11 protein-coding genes are annotated in these 18,714 nt (G+C 69.2%); 5 read left to right on the forward strand and 6 right to left on the reverse strand.

Annotated elements, in window-relative coordinates; genetic code table 11:
• Positions 1–24 precede the first annotated feature (24 nt).
• Positions 25–2,226 carry an NADP-dependent isocitrate dehydrogenase gene (locus FPZ11_RS08865; RefSeq protein ID WP_146320133.1) on the forward strand — a complete coding sequence of 734 codons (2,202 nt, stop codon included), beginning with the start codon at positions 25–27 and terminating at the stop codon, positions 2,224–2,226.
• 7 nt (positions 2,227–2,233) lie between these two features.
• Here the strand turns inward: FPZ11_RS08865 and FPZ11_RS08870 are convergent, their stop codons facing one another.
• The 4 genes from FPZ11_RS08870 to FPZ11_RS08885 form a co-directional block, all read right to left on the reverse strand.
• Entirely contained in the window at positions 2,234–3,328 is a 1,095-nt protein-coding gene (locus FPZ11_RS08870; protein WP_168203771.1) for an alpha/beta hydrolase, read from the reverse strand.
• Between the two features lie 233 nt (positions 3,329–3,561).
• Positions 3,562–6,846, reverse strand: a complete 3,285-nt coding sequence (locus FPZ11_RS08875; RefSeq protein ID WP_146320137.1) for a LamG-like jellyroll fold domain-containing protein — start codon at positions 6,844–6,846, stop codon at positions 3,562–3,564.
• Between the two features lie 56 nt (positions 6,847–6,902).
• Complete coding sequence (locus tag FPZ11_RS08880) at positions 6,903–9,053, reverse strand: alkaline phosphatase family protein (RefSeq protein ID WP_146320139.1); 2,151 nt, start codon at positions 9,051–9,053, stop codon at positions 6,903–6,905.
• Between the two features lie 159 nt (positions 9,054–9,212).
• Positions 9,213–9,989 carry a GntR family transcriptional regulator gene (locus tag FPZ11_RS08885; RefSeq protein WP_146320141.1) on the reverse strand — a complete coding sequence of 259 codons (777 nt, stop codon included), beginning with the start codon at positions 9,987–9,989 and terminating at the stop codon, positions 9,213–9,215.
• A 48-nt stretch (positions 9,990–10,037) separates the two neighbouring features.
• Between FPZ11_RS08885 and FPZ11_RS08890 the strand changes: the two genes are divergently transcribed.
• Together FPZ11_RS08890 and FPZ11_RS08895 are read left to right on the forward strand one after the other, a co-directional pair.
• Positions 10,038–10,487, forward strand: coding sequence for a GNAT family N-acetyltransferase (locus FPZ11_RS08890; RefSeq protein WP_146320143.1), 450 nt, complete (start codon positions 10,038–10,040; stop codon positions 10,485–10,487).
• A 5-nt stretch (positions 10,488–10,492) separates the two neighbouring features.
• A complete protein-coding gene (locus tag FPZ11_RS08895) occupies positions 10,493–10,855 on the forward strand; it encodes an MGMT family protein (RefSeq protein WP_146320144.1) in 363 nt (120 codons plus the stop codon).
• A 3-nt stretch (positions 10,856–10,858) separates the two neighbouring features.
• Here FPZ11_RS08895 and FPZ11_RS08900 read toward each other — a convergent pair whose 3' ends face one another.
• The gene (locus tag FPZ11_RS08900; RefSeq protein ID WP_146320146.1) at positions 10,859–12,658 is read right to left on the reverse strand and encodes a glycoside hydrolase family 35 protein; all 1,800 of its coding nucleotides are present in this window, start codon (positions 12,656–12,658) and stop codon (positions 10,859–10,861) included.
• A gap of 257 nt (positions 12,659–12,915) precedes the next feature.
• Between FPZ11_RS08900 and FPZ11_RS08905 the strand changes: the two genes are divergently transcribed.
• Positions 12,916–13,932 (forward strand): LacI family DNA-binding transcriptional regulator, encoded by a 1,017-nt coding sequence (locus FPZ11_RS08905; RefSeq protein ID WP_168203772.1) that lies wholly within the window; start codon positions 12,916–12,918, stop codon positions 13,930–13,932.
• Between the two features lie 376 nt (positions 13,933–14,308).
• Positions 14,309–17,572: a discoidin domain-containing protein gene (locus tag FPZ11_RS08910; protein ID WP_146320148.1), complete on the forward strand. Its 3,264-nt coding sequence runs from the start codon at positions 14,309–14,311 to the stop codon at positions 17,570–17,572.
• Here the strand turns inward: FPZ11_RS08910 and FPZ11_RS08915 are convergent.
• A complete protein-coding gene (locus tag FPZ11_RS08915; protein WP_246846606.1) occupies positions 17,544–18,623 on the reverse strand; it encodes a tellurite resistance/C4-dicarboxylate transporter family protein in 1,080 nt (359 codons plus the stop codon). The genes FPZ11_RS08910 and FPZ11_RS08915 overlap by 29 nt on opposite strands.
• Between the last annotated feature and the right edge of the window lie 91 nt (positions 18,624–18,714).

The following is an 18,714-nucleotide window of genomic DNA, read 5'->3' on the forward strand; positions in this document are numbered from 1 at the left end:
GCCGATAGGAGCGTGCAGAGCGCGATGGCCAAGATCATCTACACCCACACAGACGAGGCGCCGCTGCTGGCGACCTATTCCTTCCTTCCGATCGTCTCCGCGTACGCGAAGAAGGCGGGCGTCGAGTTCGAGACCCGCGACATCTCGGTGGCCGGTCGCATCCTCGCGCAGTTCGACCTCGCGGACGACGCTCTGGCGGAGCTCGGCGAGCTGACGGAGTCGCCGGCCGCCAACATCGTCAAGCTGCCGAACATCTCCGCCTCCATCCCGCAGCTGAAGGCCGCGATCAAGGAGCTGCAGGAGAAGGGCTACGACGTTCCCGACTACCCCGACTCCCCCGCGACCGAAGAAGAGGCGGAGATCAGGGCCAAGTACTTCAAGGTGATCGGATCCGTCGTCAACCCGGTTCTCCGTCAGGGCAACTCCGACCGTCGCGCGCCCCAATCGGTGAAGGCGTACGCCAAGAAGCACCCGCACACCAACAAGCCGTTCGGCGAGGGCTCCAAGACGCGGGTCGCCACCATGGGCGAGCACGACTTCAAGAGCAACGAGAAGTCGGTGACCATGGCGGCCGACGACACGCTCACGATCGTGCTGGAGACCGCCGACCGCGAGCAGAACGTGCTGCTCGAGGCGCTGCCGGTGCTGGAGGGCGAGATCGTCGACGCGACGGTGCTGTCGGCATCCCACCTCGACGCGTTCCTGGCGAACGCCCTCGCCACGGCGAAGGCCGACGACGTGCTGTTCTCCGCCCACCTCAAGGCGACCATGATGAAGGTCTCCGACCCGATCATCTTCGGCCACGTGGTGCGTGCCTACTTCAAGGACGTCTTCGAGCAGTACGGCGCTGAGCTCGCCGCCGCCGGCCTCAAGGCGAACGACGGCCTCGGCGCGATCCTCGCCGGCCTGGATGCCCTCCCGAACGGCGCCGAGATCCGCGAGGCGATCGATGCGGCCCTGGCCGCCGGCCCCCGCCTCTCGTACGTCAACTCCGACAAGGGCATCACGAACCTGCACGTGCCCTCCGACGTCATCATCGACGCGTCGATGCCCGCGCTCATCCGCAACGGCGGCAAGCTGTGGGACGGCGAGGGCCTCGAGGACGACACGCTCGCGGTCATCCCCGACTCGTCGTACGCCGGCGTCTACGCCACCGTGATCGAGGACGTGAAGAAGAACGGCCCGCTGAACCCCGCCACGATCGGTTCTGTGGCCAATGTGGGCCTCATGGCGCAGGCCGCCGAAGAGTACGGCTCGCACAACAAGACGTTCGAGATCCCGGTCGCGGGCACCGTCAAGGTGCTGAACAGGGCCGGCGACGTGCTGCTGTCGCACGAGGCGGAGCCCGGCGACATCTGGCGCGCATGCCAGACCAAGGACATCCCGGTCCGCGACTGGGTGAAGCTCGCCGTCGCCCGCGCCCGCGCCACGGGCACCCCCGCCGTGTTCTGGCTCGACGAGACCCGCGGCCACGACGCGCAGATCATCGCCAAGGTGCGCACGTACCTCGCCGACGCCGACCTGGTCGGCGACACCACGGGTCTCACCATCGAGGTGCTCGCGCCCGAGTTGGCCACCGAGTACTCGCTGGAGCGCATGCGCAAGGGCGAAGACACCATCTCGGTCACCGGCAACGTGCTGCGCGACTACAACACCGACCTGTTCCCCATCCTCGAGCTCGGCACCTCGGCCAAGATGCTGTCGGTCGTTCCGCTGATCGCGGGCGGCGGCCTGTTCGAGACCGGTGCTGGCGGCTCCGCGCCGAAGCACGTGCAGCAGCTGCTGGCCGAGAACTACCTGCGCTGGGACTCGCTCGGCGAGTTCTTCGCGCTGGTGCCCGCCTTCGAGAAGTACGCCGACTTCGCCGACGACGCAGCGGCGAAGGTGCTCGCCGACGCCCTCGACCGCGCCACGGCGACGTTCCTCGACGAGGACCGCAGCCCCGGCCGCAAGCTCGGCACGATCGACAACCGCGGATCGCACTTCTACCTCGCCCTGTACTGGGCGCAGGAGCTCGCGAAGCAGACGGATGACGCGGCACTGGCGGCAGCGTTCGCCCCGCTCGCCGAGACCCTCACCGCGAACGAGCAGACGATCGTCGACGAGCTGATCGCCGTACAGGGCTCCCCCGCCGATGTGGGCGGCTACTACCTGCCGGACCCGGCCAAGGCGAGCGCCGTGATGCGCCCCTCGGCCACGTTCAACGAGGCGCTCGCCGCGCTCTGATCGAACCTCACTGCAGCCGTCGGAAGAGCCGCGCTCTTTCCGGCGGCTGCAGTCCTATCCGGGGCATCAGCCATCTCAGCCCCGACGCGATCGCACCGGAAGCCATGGCCCAGTCGTGCCGTGCGTGAGGAATCTCCATGGTGGTCACGCTCATCCCCGCCTTCGCGGCCATGGCGCTCACCACGGGCATCGCGGGGCCGTAGACGGTGTCCAGCTGCGCCGCCGTGAAGTACGTCTGTTCGCCGGAGTACCGCCCGTGTGCGGCCATCTCCGCACCGGGCTGCGCCGCCTCGTAGGCGGAGAAGTCTCCACGGAACCCCTTCTGCACCGTCGTGTCGACCGTGCCGAGGGTCGGCCCGAGCTCGCCGGAGACGTCGATGATGTTGCCGAACAGGTTCGGCAGCCCCGCTCCGAGCTGGATGGCGCACGTTCCGCCCTGCGAGAAGCCGCCGATCGTCCACGCGGACGCCGCGGTCTGCACGGCGAGGTGGGCCCGGATCCAGTTCGGCACGTCGCGGGTGAGATACGTGCGACTGTTGCCGAGCGGGCCGTCGACGCACATCGGGTTGTTCGTGCCCGTCTCGAGCTGGTCCGGCACGACCACGATGGGCGCCAGGCCGCGATTCGTCGACGCGATGGCATCCATCATCGTGCTCAGATGGCCCTGGAGCTCGAGGTCATCCGGCGACGCATCGCGGCTCTGGCCGGAGAGCAGCACGACCACCGGCAACGCCGGCGGATGCGCGACGAGTGCGGCGGGCGGCAGATAGACCAGAGCGGGTCGCGCGGCGAAGTGCGAGACGGTGCCGGGTATCTGCTCCTCGAGCAGGACCCCGGTGGACGGTACGTCGGCGGGCGGCGCCCACGACGCGTAGAGCGCGGGATTCGCGGCGACCGACGTGCGAGTCGCGTGCTGTGTCGCGGGGATGCTCGTGCCGGCGCCTGCGATCGGCGCGGCCGTCGGCGTCGCCGGCTCCGCGATCCCCGCAGCTCGACCGATCGACGCCAGCACATGCCGTGCTCCGCCGTGATGCTCGACCGTCCAGCCGCCGGCTGCTCCGATGGCGAGGCCGACGACGAACATCGCGATGCTCGCCGTCACGATCACTCTCGTGCGAGGCCGCTCAGGGCGCATGTGACGCCCGACGACACTGCGGGCAAGCATCCGCGCTCCTCCTCGTCCCTGGTGCCGGCACACCACGCCCCGGCCCTCCGAGGCTATCGACGGAGACCTGCGTTCCCGCCGTGTCGACTTCGTGCCTTCTGAGGCGTCGCACAGCTTGCGGAAAGGTCGGCGTCGCGACAGCAGCGACGCCGACCCGCTCCGCCGGCCGGTCAGTCGGCGCGGCGGGCGCGCACGAGCATCCTGGCCCCGACCAGACCCGTTCCGATCAGGAGCGCGACGCCTCCGACGAGCAGCGCGAGCCAGACGTCGGACCCGGTCGTGGCGAGCCCGGATGCCGCGTCCTGCGCGACAGGGACGTTCGCCGCGCCGCTCGGCTGAGGCACCGGTGTCGTGGCGCCCGTGCCGCCGCCGGCACCGGGCGTGGTCGTGCCGCCCCCGTCCGTACCGCCCGGGGTGTCGGTGCTGCCGCCCGAACCGCCGTCGTCAGACGAGGCGGCCAGGCCGAACGTGGTCACCACCGCGCGGTGGTCGCTCGTCCAGGCCTGCGTGACGACGGCCTTCGCCGACGGCCACCCGGCCACGAGAGTGTTGGAGCCGAGCACCTTCAGCTGTGCGCCTGCGTAGTCGACGTAGTCGACGCGCTCCTGAGAGTCGGAACCCGCCGCTTGCGCAGCGCGGGCGCCGGACGCCGCAGAGTCCGTCGAGCCATACAGCGGCCACGTCGCGCCCGCGTCGGTCACCGGGTCGGCGTGCGCGACGCGATAGGAGTCCTTCAGCCCTGTGGAGGCGAAGAGTGCCGGTACGGGCCAGGCCACGGCCCCCGCGTCGCAGTGCGACGACGACGTCGCGGCCGTCCAGTCGGCGCCCGACGGCGACTGGAGGTCGCCGAGCACGACGACGGGCACGTCTCCCGCGTGCTTCACGTCGTCCTTCAGCTCGGAGACCACGGCCTGTGCCTGCGCGTAGCGCGTCGTCGCCTTCTCCGCGTCGATGGCGGCGAATGCCGTCCCGCCCGCGCTGCAGACGGCATCCGGCCCGTAGGCTCCGCCGTCGAGCCCCACGCTCCACACCCGCACGTCGGTGCCGAGCACGTGAGCCGTGACCGCCGTGGCAGGCGCCGCGTCGGAACCGGTCACCGCGTCGGCGACCGACAACGGGTAGGCCGAGACGATGCCGACCCCGGATGCTCCCTCGTAGCCGTACCAGCCGAGGGCAGCGGCGAGCTGGGTCGCGACCTGACCGCCGTCGGACTGCACGCCGATGACGTCGAGGCCGTCGGCTGCGATCACCGCCAGGTCTTTCAACGTCGCATCGCTGGTGTGCGAGCCCGCGTCCCAGAGATTCCAGGTGGTCGTCGCGAGCTGCGCTGCATCCCTCGCACCGATCACCGGCACCTCCACGGTGATGGTCGAGGTGGTCGTGCCGTCCGTCGCCTTCACCTGGATCGTCCCAGGGTTCTGCTGTGCCGCGCTCGGGGCCGTTCCGCTCACGACCCCGTCGGCGCTGACGTCGAGCCACTCATCGCCGGACACCTTCGAGAATGTCGCGGCTCCCCCGTTGAAGAGCGCCTTCAGCGGCTGGGCGACGGTGCCGCCGGCTCGCACCTGCGGGGCTCGGAACGTGTCGGAGACGAAGCCCTTCTGCACGCTCGAGCCGTCGACCACGACGGTGGGCGGAGGCGCCGTCGCCGAGTAGTCGTTCTGCACCTGGGCGGCGCTGATCGCCTGGTCGTAGAAGTCGAAGTCGTCGATGTCGGCGTTGACGAAGCCGTCGACGGTGTCGGTCGTCGAGCCGTCGGAGCCGATGCGGAACGGATAGCCGCTGGTCAGGGTGAACGCGCTCGTGAGCGCCGTGCTCTTCGCGCTCTGCTGCCCGTCGAGGTAGGTGGTCATCGTGCCCGCCGACCTGTCGACCACCACGGCCAGCTGATGCCAGCTGCCGATCACGGAGTCGGTGCTCACGTTCGGCAGGTAGTTCTGCGACGTCGACGTGCCGTTCTGGCCGAAGCACGCCCGCAGCACGCCGGGGCTCCCCGACGTGTTGTAGAGCGTCGTGCCCTTGTCGTAGCAGTGCGTGAAGTCCTGGTTGGAGACGATCGGGGAGTCGGAGCTCGACGACGCCTCCTTGAGCCAGAACGTGTAGGAGAAGTCGGCCGACCCGTCGGTGCGTCCCGCGATGAGCGGCAGCGTGATGTGGTTCACGCCCTGCTTCGATCCGTCGGGCGAGTTCACGTAGGCGGACTTGCCTGACACGCCCGTTGCGTACGAGGGCGTTCCCGACCAGGTTGCGTTGTAGCCGCTGCCCGAGTCGTCGACGACCGTCGAACCGGAATCGTTCTCGAAGTCGTAGGAGATGATCGGGGCGACGGTGTCGCCCGCAGCCCGCATGCGGTTCCAGACCGCGTACAGGGTGACCGTGCCTCCGTCGGTCGAGGTGAGGTCCTTCACGCTCTGTCCGTCGGTGAAGGCGATCGGGCCGCTCGGGCTCGTCGCCCAGCCGCCGAAGCCGTAGCCCGCGCGCGTGAAGCCGTTCGCCGTGAGCCCGGCGGCGAGGCCCGTCGTCAGCTTCTCGGTCGCGGTCGCACCGCCCGTCGCCCCGTTGCCGTCGAAGACGACGTTGTACGAGGCCCCCGTCGCAGGCTTGGTCGCGGCGTAGTCGGCCGCGATCTGGGATGCCGTGATCGGCGCGTCGTAGAAGTTCACGTCGTCGAACAGCGCGTCGACCGAACCGTCGCCGGTGTCGGTGAGGCTGCCCTCCGAACCGAGGGTGAAGGCGTATTTGGCCAGCGCGGACGACGCGCCGATCGAGCTCGACGTGTCGACGGCCGTGCCGTCCTCGTACGTGGTGACCGTGCCTGCGCCGCGATCGACGACGGCCGCCAGATAGTGCCACGCTCCGTTGGTCGGTCCGGTCGTCGCGGCGAGGTACTCCTTCGTTCCACCGGGGGTCAGTCCCCAGCACGCCTTCAGCGTGGAGTTGCTCGCCGAGGTGTTGTAGTAGCTGAACCCCGGGTTGTTGCACGAGGCCGTGTTCGCGCTCGCGAACACGGCGGCATCGCTGCTGGTGGAGTTCTGGAAGTACCAGAACTCGAACGAGAAACTGCCACTGCCATCCGTCGTGCCCGCGACCAGCGGCAGCTGGATGACGTTCTTGTTGCCGCTCACGTGGGCGGCGTTGCCCGAGATGCCCGTGGTGTACGAGGGAGTGACGCCTCCCCCGGCGACTCCGTTGACCCAGGTGGCGTTGTGACCGTTGCCCGACGAGTCGACGACGGTCGTGCCGCTGTCACCGTCGAAGGTGTACGACGCGACGGGCTTCACCGCGTCGCCCGGATCGTAGGCGGTCGCGGCCGCGGCCGACTGCGCCCAGCCGAGGCTGATGCCCGCGATGATCAGCACGAGTGCGATCGCGCCTGCCATGAGGAACCTGAGCCGCACGGCGAACGATTCGAAGGGGCCGCGACGCGCGTCGGGCGAGGGGGATGACGATTCCATGGGGATCTCCGGCTGACGTGACTGGTGCGTTCGAGGGAAGGGAGAGGATGCCAGGGTCAGGCCGAGAGCTGAGCGATGCGGCCCGCATACCTGTGCTGCCACCCGGTGCCGGTGTCGGCCGTGATGGCGATGTCGTAGTAGCCCTCGCTGGTCGGCCAGGTGAGCCGCACGGTCTGCCCCGGGAGCACCCAGACGGTCTTCGTCCCGCCCTCGAAGTCGTTCGCGGTCACGACGTAGCGCACCTGCTGAAGGCCGTCGTTGTGCAGCGCCAGCTGCACCGTCGGCGTGGTGCCTGTTGCGAGATCCACGTCGACGCGCGGGACGCCAGCGTTGTTCTGGCCGGCGGGCAGCACCGTTCCGTGGTGCGAGCGCACGAACCCGTCCGGACCATAGACGGTGAAGGCGTACCTGCCGTCGTACGCCGTGGCGTCCCACGAATAGGCGGCCGGGTTGGTCGCCGACACGGTGTGCGGTGTGTTGGAGAACGTCTGGTACGCGTCGGGGAACGCCTGCAGGCTGACGGCCTTGCCGTCGGGTCCGCCGACCAGACTGAGGTTCGCCGTCACCGTGCCGCTCGCGCGGTCTTCGGCGAACGTGCCGTGCGGGTGGTAGGACAACGGACGGTGCTGGAGCGTTCCGCCCTCCCACTTGTCGGCGGCGGGCACCTGGGTGCCGATCGTGCCTCCCGCGCGGGCGATCTGCACCAGCGCCTCGGTGTCGGGCAGCGATGGCGTGTCGAACACCGGGTGCGCGAAGTCCATCGCGCTCGTGAGGTCGCCGCTGATGCCTCGGCGCCACGGCGTGATCGTCGTGCTCAGCGCCGGGGTTCCGATGGCGGTCGTCCAGTTCTCCAAGAAGCGGATGATCGACGTGTGGTCGAACGTCTCGGTGCTGACCCAGCCGCCGCGTGTCCACGGAGAGACGAGGATGCCTGGCACGCGCGCCCCGTACCCCAGCGGCGTGCTGCCCGAGTACTCGCCTGCCGTGCCCGCCTCCGCGTACGGCGGAAGCACGTGGTCGAAGTATCCGTCGTTCTCGTCGAACGTCATGATCAGCAACGTGCTCTTCCACAGCTCCTCGTTGGACTGCAGCGTCTGGATGACCTTGTTGCTGAAGTGCGCACCGTGCTCGGGGTTGGCGGAGGGATGCTCGCACCACCCGTACGGCGCGACGATCCACGAGACCTGCGGCAGCGGGTGCTCTGCTTGCGGCTGGCAGGCCGCGATGAAGTCGGCGAGCACGGCATCCAGGTTGGCGTCGCTGTCGTTGTTGGCGGCCCCGCTGGCGGCGTACGGCTCGGATCCGGCCCGCCAGACGAGACCGGTGCCCGGCGCGTTCTTGACGGCATCCGCCCGGTTGGCGACGTCGGTGGCCGTGGAGCCCGAGGTCGTGAAGGCGGCGAACCCGCGGATGGGGTTGTCGGTGTAGTCGCCCACCCAGCTGCTGCCGTTGTTGCTGTTGTCGACGTAGGTGCGCCACGAGACGCCGGCGGCCTGCAGCACCTCGGGGTACGTCTGCCAGGTGCGCGTGCCGTTGGACTCGCCGCCGTTGTCGGTCACACCGTTCGACGTGCCGGTCCAGTGGTACAGGCGGTTCGGCGTGGTCGGTCCCATCAGGGAGCAGTGCCAGTTGTCGCAGATGGTGTAGGCGCTGGCCAACGACCACTGCCACGGGATCTCCTCGCCCGTCACGTACTGCATCGTGGCGGCGCCCTTCGAGCCGACCCAGTTGTTGTACCTGCCTGTCGACCATGCCGACAGTCCGCCCGAGTAGGAGTGGTCGAGGCCCGTCGTGGTGCCCGCCACTGTCGTCACCCGCGTGGGCTTGACCACGGCGGTGCCGTTCGGCTGCGAGAACACGTCGGTGCCGTTCGGGAACCGCAGCGCCTGCTTGTCGTCGAACCCGCGCACACCGGGCAGCGCGCCGTAGTAGTGGTCGAACGCACGGTTCTCCTGAATGAGGATGACCACGTGCTTCACGTCGCTGATGTCGCCCTTGAACCCGTCGGGGAGCGCTGCGGCGGCGGCACGCGCCGACGCAGGCCGTGCCATGGCGGCCTGCGCCCCGCCGAGCGCCATCGCCCCGCCGAGCAGGCCCATCGCCTGGAGCATCCCGCGGCGTGAGAGACCCGACTTCAGCACGGAGTCCGGCACGGTCCTCGTGCGCTCGTAGGGATCGGGGGTGAAGGGGGTGGGCTCGCTCGACATCGTGTTCCTCGGCTCGAAGGTCTGGTGACGGCAGTCAGCCGAGCAAAGCCGGGCGAACAGGCGGTGAACGCGAGCGGTCCACGCGTCTCCGACGCGCCGGATCGGCGCGATCCGTGCGCCGACTGTGCACACTGGGCGACTCCGGGCGCACGCGCCCGCTCAACTGAGCGTTCGGACGCTCTCCCCCGCCGCGACCTCGAACGCGATGACGCCGGCGCGGTAGCGGTCGACACCGAGCTCGACGATGCGGCCGTCGCTCGTCGTGGTGATCCTCGTGACCTGCAGCAAGGGGCTGGACCGCCGAACGCCGAGCAGCTCGGCGTCGTCGCTCGAGGCCGCGACGGCCTCGATGCGGTGCGTGCCCGACGACACGTGGATGCCGGCATCCGCGAGCGCCGAGGTGGTGGATGCCACGTCGTCGGGCATCGCGTCGATCACGTTCGCGAGCCACGGCGCCCAGGTGGAGCGCTCGACCATCACCACCCGCCCGTCGAGAGTGCGCACTCTCGTGAAACGGCTGAGCGGTTCACCGAGGCGCATGCCGAGCAGGCGAGCCTCCCTGGCATCCGCCGCACGTCGCTGCCTGCCCGTGATGCGACCGCCCGCCTGGCGTCCGCCCGCCGAGGCCCACTGCGCGAACGAGAGCATGCGCTCGAAGTCCTGCGTGCGATGTCCCGCGCGCACGTGCCAGCCCTCTCGCGGTCGCGAGACGATGAGGGACTGCCTGGCCAGCTGTGCGAGCGCACCGCGCATCCTCGCCCTTGTCACGCCGTACTCGAGCGCGAGCGACGTCTCGGAGGGCAGCCGCCCGGCCGCGCCGAAGTCGCCGTCGAGCACTCGGTGACGCAAGTCGTCGGCGAGCCGCCGGGAGGCGGGAACGGATGTCGGCGGCGGGCTGTCATCCGGCGATGGATCGGCCTTGCGCGGCCCGAGCATCCCCACCTCCACTATCGGTGCGTCGGGGGGCCAGGATACTCTGTCTGCATGGCTGAGCTGCGACTCGAGGAACTGTCCGCCGCGAACATCTCGGCGGCGAACGCCCTGACGCTGAAGCCCGGTCAGGAGCAGTTCATCACCCCGGTCTCGTACTCGGCGGCCGCAGCGGTCAACGACCCCAGCATGACCTGGCAGCGCGTCGTCGTCGACGGCGACGAGGTCGTGGGCTTCGTGATGGGCAGCTTCGACCAGGATGCCGACGATGAGTTCCGCTCCATCCTCTGGCGCATCAACGTCGACGCCGAAGACCAGGGCCGCGGCATCGGCAGCTTCGCCGTGAACGCCCTCGCGGACGAAGCCCGTCGGCGCGGCATCGACCGCCTCTACGTCATCTGGGAGCTCGGCGAGCTCGGACCGCAGGAGTTCTTCCTGCGCGCCGGCTTCAGCGCGATCGGCGAGACGCAGTACGGCGAAGTCATCGGCGCGATGGACCTCTGACCCCCATGCCAGGCGGCCGACGGCCGGGCCCGTCAGAGGGTTTCGTCGAGGCCGTGCTCGAGGTGGTGGCCGACATCCCTTCCGGCCACGTCATGACGTACGGGCAGGTCGCCGCCGTGCTGGGCTCGCGCGGCGCACGCGTCGTGGGGCAGGTCATGGCCAGATACGGCGATGACGTGCCGTGGTGGCGCGTCATCCGCGCGTCCGGCGCACCGCCGGCCTGCCACGAGGGAAGAGCGCTCGAGCACTATCTCGACGAGGGCACACCGTTGCGCGGCATGAGCGCCGAGCGGGCGAGCCGTGAGGATGCCGCCACCGAATATCGCATCGACCTCACGGCCGCCCGCTGGTCCCCCGAGCTCGCCTGACCCTCAGAACTCCTCGATGTACTCCTCGGTCGGCCCGAGCTCCGGTGCCTCGCGCACCTCGATCGCGTCGCCGAACGCGTCGAGCTCGAGCACGGTGAGGAGGTTGTCTCCCCGCTCGAGCAGGGGGCCAGGCACATACAGCGTCTGCTGCGGCCCGATTCCCCAATAGCGGCCGAGCAGAAAGTCGCCGATCCAGACGAAGCCCTTGCCGAAGCCGGGAAAGGCGAGAAAGGCGTCCGCCGGCTCGTCGACGCGCAGAACGGCGGTGGCGAAGCCGCTCTCGCCCGACGCCCCCGCGTCGCGTGCCGCCGCGAGCGTCGCGGCGTTCCACGTGTCGATGGGCAGGCCGACGGCCTCCCAACCCAGCACGAGTCGCCGGTCGAGCTGCACGTGGCCGAGGATTCCCTTGCCCTCTCCCAGCATCGGCCCGTAGTTGATGCGGCCCTGGTTCTCCACGAGCACCTCGAGGCCTGCGACCCGCCTCGGCCCCGCGATCGCGATCTCGGCTTCGCCGTGTTCGACGACGCCGATGCGTTCGCCGTCGAGATGCACGATGGCGCGGTCGTGCACGCCGTGCAGCGCGAGCACGTGCTCACCGGCCGGCAGCAGCACTTCGGTGCGGTAGAGCACGAGTCCCGACGGCTGGTCGAGCTGCTCGAAGGTCGGCGGCCGAAGGCCGTGCACACCGGATGCCGCGCGTGCTGCGGCCAGCAGCGCACCCCGTCTCGTGACGGCCAGGGTGCGGGCCGGCAGCGTCTCGGGCTGCGCGACGATGCTCGCGTCGAGCGGCGGGGCATCCTGCCCGAGCAGCCGTGCGCGCAAGGCGTGGAACTTCGGCGTGAGCCCGCCGTTCTCCGCGACGGGCGCGTCGGAGTCGTAGCTGGTGATCGTGGGCTGCAGCCGCCGTCCGTCGTGATTGGCCCCGGCCGAGAGGCCGAAGTTGGTGCCGCCGTGCGCCATGTAGATGCTCACCGAGCCACCGGCATCCAGGATCTCCTCCACCGTGCTCGCCGCACTCTGCGCCGAGCGCGTGTGGTGCGCCTCTCCCCAGTGGTCGAACCAGCCGTTCCAGAACTCGGCGACCACGAACGGCTCGCCGTCGCGGCGCGACCTCAGCAGTTCGCGCGCCTCCGTCGGCTTCGAGCCCAGCGTCGCGGTGGCGAGCACCCCGGGGATGCTCCCGGCGTCCTGCATGAGCTGTGTCGGCCCGTCGGCGGTGTAGAGCAGCTCGGTGACGCCGCGCGACAACAGCGCCTCGTGCACCCAGCGCAGGTAACCGTCGTCGTCGGCGTAGCTGCCGTACTCGTTCTCCACCTGGAACGCCACGATCGGACCACCCGCCCCGCGTTCGAGCGCCACGAGCCGCGGGATCAGCTCGTCGAACCACTCCGTGACAGCGTCGAGGTAGGCGGGATGCGACGAGCGCACCTGCATGCCGGGCATGCCGGTCACCCACGCGGGCAGCCCGCCGTTGTCCCATTCGGCGCAGATGTAGGGCCCGGGTCGAACGATCACATCGAGTCCGGCCTCACCGGCGAGCGACACGAAACGTTCCACGTCGCGCCAGCCGTCGAATCGTGCGGGCTCGCCACTACGCGGGCGGTGGAAGTTCCACGGCACGTAGGTGTCGACGGTGTTCAACCCCATCGCGGCGAGTCGCGTCAGCCGGTCACTCCAGTGTTGCGGGTGCACGCGGAAGTAGTGCAGCGATCCGGAGAGAACGCGGTGCTCCACCCCGTCCCTGAGCAGCCGCCCCTCGTGGAATGACAGCGAACGCGTCGTCGGAATCAGGTCGATCGTCATCGGGCGGCACCGCGAACGGGCGTCATGTGCAGGGGCATGACGATCATCATGGCATAGGTTGATATCCATATCATTTGAGCCTCATGCAAGGCTGCCCCGCGATGAGGGGTGTCGCCTGTCGTGCCGATCAGACATCCTCTACCATCGTTGCCAGGGCTGGCAGCGGCGAACATGACCGCGACGCGGCCGCACCGACGGCATCCCTCGTCGATATCGATAACCCACGACGTCAGCGCGATCAGCGACGAAAGGCGAGCATGGACGAGAACCCCAACGCGCACCGGCCGGGAATGGCCGACGTCGCCCGGCTCGCCGGGGTGTCGGCGCAGACCGTCTCGCGCACGCTGAGCGGCCACCCGAACGTGCGGGAGCACACCAGGGCCAAAGTGCTCGCCGCGGTCGAGGAACTCGGCTACCGCAAGAACGACGCGGCTCGGATGCTCTCCTCCGGGCGCAGCCGCACGCTCGGCATCGTCGTGTTCGAGACGATGTTCTACTCGCGGTCAGCCGTGACGGTGGGCGTCGAGCACGCCGCCCACCGGGCCGGGTACTCCGTGAGCGCCGTCACCGTGTCGTCGCTCGACTCGACGGCCATCCAGGACGCGATGACCCGGCTCTCGGAGCACAACGTGGAGGGGATCATCCTCGCCCTTCCCCTCGTGCAGGTGAACAAGGGCATCGAGGACCTCACGCGCACCATCCCCACCGTGTGCACCGACGGCTCGCGCACGCCCTCCACGCACGTGGTCACCGTCGACCAGACCATGGCGGCGCGTCTCGCCACCGAGCACCTGCTCTCGCTCGGGCACGAGACCGTCTGGCACGTGAGCGGGCCGGAGAGCTGGCTCGAGGTGGGCGGACGCACGAAGGGCTGGCGCGAGGCGCTGGAGGAGCAGGGGCGTTTCGTGCCACCGGCGCTGCAGGGCGACTGGTCGCCGGCATCCGGATACCAGAACGGACTCATCGTGGGTCGTATCCCCGACGTGACTGCGGTGTTCGTCGCCAGCGACGAGATGGCCTTCGGCGTGATCCGCGCCCTGCACGAGCTCGGCAAACGCGTGCCGGAGGACGTCTCCGTGGTGGGTGTCGACGACATCCCGCTCGCCGAGTACTGCTCGCCGTCGCTGACGACCGTCGCCCAGCCGTTCGAGTCGATCGGCGAGCGCGCCGTGGAGCGGCTCATCGCCGCGATCGAAAATCCGTCGTCCGCCGCGCAGACCGAGACGATCGAGCCGTCGCTCATCGTGCGCTCGAGCACGTCGGCTCCCGCCTGACGGGTTCGCACCTCCTGACCGGGTCGCGCCTCCTGGCGCACGTACCGATTTCAGGTCGACGCCGCCTGCACGGCCGTTCTGTGGCCGTGCAGTCCGCCTCCGGCCTGAAAAGTGCACGGTTGCGGCACAAACCGACCACTTCCCCGGTCATCGCCGGCGTGCGCGCGACGGCGATGAGTCTCTGACTCCCTCTGTCTGAGTCAGCCCTGCGAGTGGCGCCGGCGAGATGGACGAGCGCGCCGGCCTCCTGAGTGTTAGCGATACCGTGTGGCGCTGCCACAAACATCCCTGCAGGGATTTGGTCTGGTGTTATCGATAACTTCGGTTTAGTGTGTACCTGCTCTCCATTGCCCCGACGAAGTAGCGAGGAAGATCCATGGCCCTCCCCAGTCCCACTCATCCGCACCGGCGTCGTGCGGCCGTCTCGGGCGGCATCACGCTCGCGGTCGTCGCGGCGACACTCTCGCTCGGTGCCGTGACCCCCGCTCACGCGGACACCACGGCCCCGGCGGGAAACGCCATTCCCGACACGCAGTACACGCTGCTCGACGTCGACTCGCAGTCGGCCCCTTACCCGGCACCGCCGTCGCTCGACGGCACCGCCGCGGGAGCCTTCGACGGCGACTACAGCACGCAGTGGGCGTCGGACTACAACGGCGGCGACCCCGACCCGATGCCGCACTACCTCACCTTCGACATCGGAGCGGAGCATACCCTGACCGGGCTCGGCTACTCGGTCAAGGTGCAGGGCAACGGCCCTGCCAAGGACGTGGAGGTGCTCACGACCGATGACGCCTCCGTGGCAAAGGACGGCACCAGCAGCGGATGGGTCGAGGCGGGCACCGCCACGTTCCAGCAGCCGACGAGCAACACGCAGATCCAGTACGTGACGTTCTCGAAGCCCGTCACCGCGCGGTACGTCGAGTTCAAGGTGCTCGACGCCGTCAACGGTTCGGCCAACGCCTCGGCTTCCGAGATCGTCGTCTACTCCACCGACTCCGTCGCCGGTCAGCCGGCGGGCAAGCCGATCACGAACGCGCAGTACAGCGTCGTCGGCGAAGACTCCCAGCAGAACGACTCCGGCGACGGTTCCGCGGCATCGGCATTCGATCAGAACGCCGGGACGCAGTGGGCGAGCGAGTGGTCGCCGGACTCCGCTCCGTATCCGCACTGGATCACCTTCGATGTCGGCGGGTCGTTCGACCTGACCGGCCTCGGCTACTCGGTGAAGGTGCAGGGCAACGGTCCGATCGCCGACGCCAAGGTGTACACCACCGACGACGCGACAGTCGCGAAGGATCCGACGGCATCCGGCTGGACGCTGTCGGGCACCGCCACCTTCCAGCAGCCGACGAGCAACACGCAGATCCAGTACGTGACGTTCTCGAAGCCGGTCAAGGCGCGCTACGTGCGGTTCGAGGCCGACAGCTCGGTGAACGGCTCCGCCAACGCGTCGGCCTCGGAACTCGTCGTCTACTCGACCGACTCCGACACGACGCCGGTGACCACCACACCGCCGCAGACCGGTCCATACACGGTGACCACCGACTCCGTCACCACGAACGACTGGAACTACCCGGACGACACCCCGGCGAGCCCGTTCATCGACAAGGACGGCACGTTCTACTTCGGTGAGTCGCACGCCAACTACTACAACGAGTCCGATGGCAGCAACGGCGACATCAGGCAGTGGAACTGGTACACCGGCACGAACCTCGACACCGCGAAGCCCGACCAGGCCCTGAACGCCTCGGGAACGAACCCCGACACCACGAACTTCTGCAACTCGAGCCCGACCGGCAAGGAGTCGACGAAGGCGCCGTCGGGTTCCAGCTACACCCAGCCGAACTACTGCGACATCACCCAGATGTGGGTCGACCCCGATTCCGGTGACTGGTACGGCCTCGTGCACAACGAGTTCACGCCCCAGCCGTTCGGCGACGGCCTGCACTACGACGCGATCGACTACGCGGTCTCGACCGACCAGGGCAAGACCTGGACGATCCCCGGTCACGCGATCACCTCGCCGTACAGCACCACGCGCGGTGACACCGACGCGTTCCCGCAGCAGACCTACTACTACGGCGACGGCGATCCGCGACTCTACGTGGACTACGCCTCCGGGTACTTCTACGCGTTCTACGGCTCGCGGGTCGTGAACAAGAACGGCGGCTGGGTCGCGTTCTACGAGCACGTCGCCCGTGCGCCGATCGCCGACAAGATGGCCACCGGCTCCTGGGAGAAGTGGTACGACGGCACCTGGACGCAGCCGGGCATCGGCGGCAAGGAGAGCAACATGACTCCCGTCACCGACGACTCCCCGACGGGATACACCGCACCCGACAAGGAGTACAACCCGAACACGGCAGGCTCCGCATCGCAGCAGATCAAGAACGGTCAGATGCCGGCGACGTCGCCCCTGTTCGTGATGGACGTCACCTATGACGCCTATCTCGGTCTCTACATCGGCGAACCGCAGAACCCCGACCAGTCGGGCACCGCGCCGCAGGAGTTCTACGCGACGAAGAACCTCGCGACTCAGAAGTGGTTCAAGCTCGGCGACACGGGCAAGGACTACCAGACCGCATCGTGGTACCGCTGGTTCCTCGACCCCGCGAACAAGACGAACACGGCGGTCGTGGGCAAGAGCTTCCGCTCGTACTGCTCGTTCGGCTGCATGAACGGGTCGTACGCCGAGTTCGCCAACATCACGATCGACGGCGACTCGCCGGCCGACGCGGTCGACACGTCGAAGCTGTACTCCATCGCGAACGGCGACAAGCACGTGCTCACTGTGAACGCCGACGGCACGTCGGTCTCCTCGGCCACGACCTCGGACAAGGCGAACGGCGCATGGACTTTCGCCGCGACGGGTGACGGCGCGTACACCATCTCCGACCAGGCAGGAGCACTGCTCGGCGTCGCGTCGTCGAAGCCGGCCACCCGAGCATGGGGCACCGCCCTCACCCTCACGGACAAGGGCGACGCAGGCGTCGGACAGCAGTGGTTCGTGCTGCCGAACACCTCGGCCAAGACGGGTGACGCCACCGGGTCGGTGCGCCTCGTCAACCGCTACAGCGGTCTGGTGCTGGGAGTCGGCGACGACTCGGCGGCGACGACCCCGGGGCGCAGCTGGGACGCGAAGTCCACGACGAACGGCGCCGTGACGTCGGTCGCCGCGCAGACGCTGAGCCTCGCCGAGTTCATGAGCGGCGGAACCACCCCCGTAACGACGACACCGTCGCTCGACGCCCCGTCGACGGTCAAGGCGGGCACCGCACTGACCGTGAAGGCGCACGGCTTCCCCGCCGACACCCCGGTGACGCTGGTGCTGCACTCGTCCCCGCTGAAGCTGGGCACGCTGAAGACGGATGCCTCCGGCGACGGCTCGCTGACCGCGACGGTTCCTGCGGACTTCGCCGCTGGCGCCCACCAGCTGCAGGCATCAGTCAATGGCGAGGTCGTCGCCACCAGGGCCATCACGGTCAGCGCAGCCTCGGCCGCGGCCGGCGGGTCGGGCTCCGGCAGCCTGGCGAGCACCGGAAGCGACCTCTGGTCGCCGATCGCGATCGCCCTGCTGCTGCTCGCCGCGGGCGCGGCGAGCGTGCTCGTCACGCGCCGTCGACGGGCGCGCGGCTGATGTCGTCGACGTGCGTGCGCCTCATGCTCCGCACGAGGTGCACGCACGTCGCGATGAACACGACCAGCCAGGCGGCGAGAGCCAGCCACAAGAAGATGCGGCCCGTCCAGGCCACGACGGGGAGGGCATCCGCCTCTCCGAGGTTGATGCCGCACACGGCGTACATGCCGAGCGGGAACACGATGCTCCACAACGCGGGCTCGTAGCGCAGCGGCACCTTGTGCGTCACGTGCCGCCACCATCCGACGGCGACGAGCACCGGGATGAGCCAGGTGGCGAACGACCAGAACACCACGGATCCCCCGGCCGCCAGGCTCGTGGTCACCGCGGTCATGGCGGTCGCCTTCATCTCCACCACGTGCGACCCCGCGAGCACGGTGATGGAGGCGGCGCCCATGGCCACCCAGTACGGCGGGCCCATGCCCTCCGGCGTGATGCCGTACACGAGCAGCCGCACCACGACGGTGATGCCGATGATGGCGTAGAGGATGATGCCGACGCTCCACGACGCGAAGGCGATGATGGAGAGGAAGGCGCGCAGCGGCGGCAGCTCCGGCTCCAGCGTGGCCGACAGTACGGCGACGGATTGGCAGGCGACGGCCCAGACGAACCAGGCTCCGTTCATGCCGCTCAACGTCTCTTTGCCGCGTCGGTCGAGGATGACCGCCCACGGCACCGCATAGCCGAGCACGAGCCAGACGAGACACGACAGGCCGAGCAGCACGGCGGCAGGCAGCGTGTCGCCATCGACGGCGAGGCGGGTGCCGAGCACGTTCGTGCCCGCGACGAACGTGTAGAAGAAGAACGCCACCTGCGGCGACCTGAAGTCGTGCACCACCTCGCGCGGGTAGGCGACGATGCGCCACACGTTGAGCACGACGAGCAGCAGATAGGCGATCGCCGCGATCACCAGCAGCGCCTCGGAAGCGACGAGGAACCCCTCGGCGTGCAGCCCGACCGACAGGATGCCGGTGGCCATCACGAGCGCGAAATACCCGGGCGGCAGCACGCGCACGCCCGCCAGCACGCGCTCCGCGAGTCCCTGCGTCACGTGGCAAGACTAGGTCGTGTCGCCTGGTGCGCGGCAAGTCGGCACGCTCGGCAGCCGTCGGACGCCGAACGGATCGACGACAGCCGTCGAC

The organism is Humibacter ginsenosidimutans (genome assembly GCF_007859675.1).
GTDB classification, from domain to species: domain Bacteria; phylum Actinomycetota; class Actinomycetes; order Actinomycetales; family Microbacteriaceae; genus Humibacter; species Humibacter ginsenosidimutans.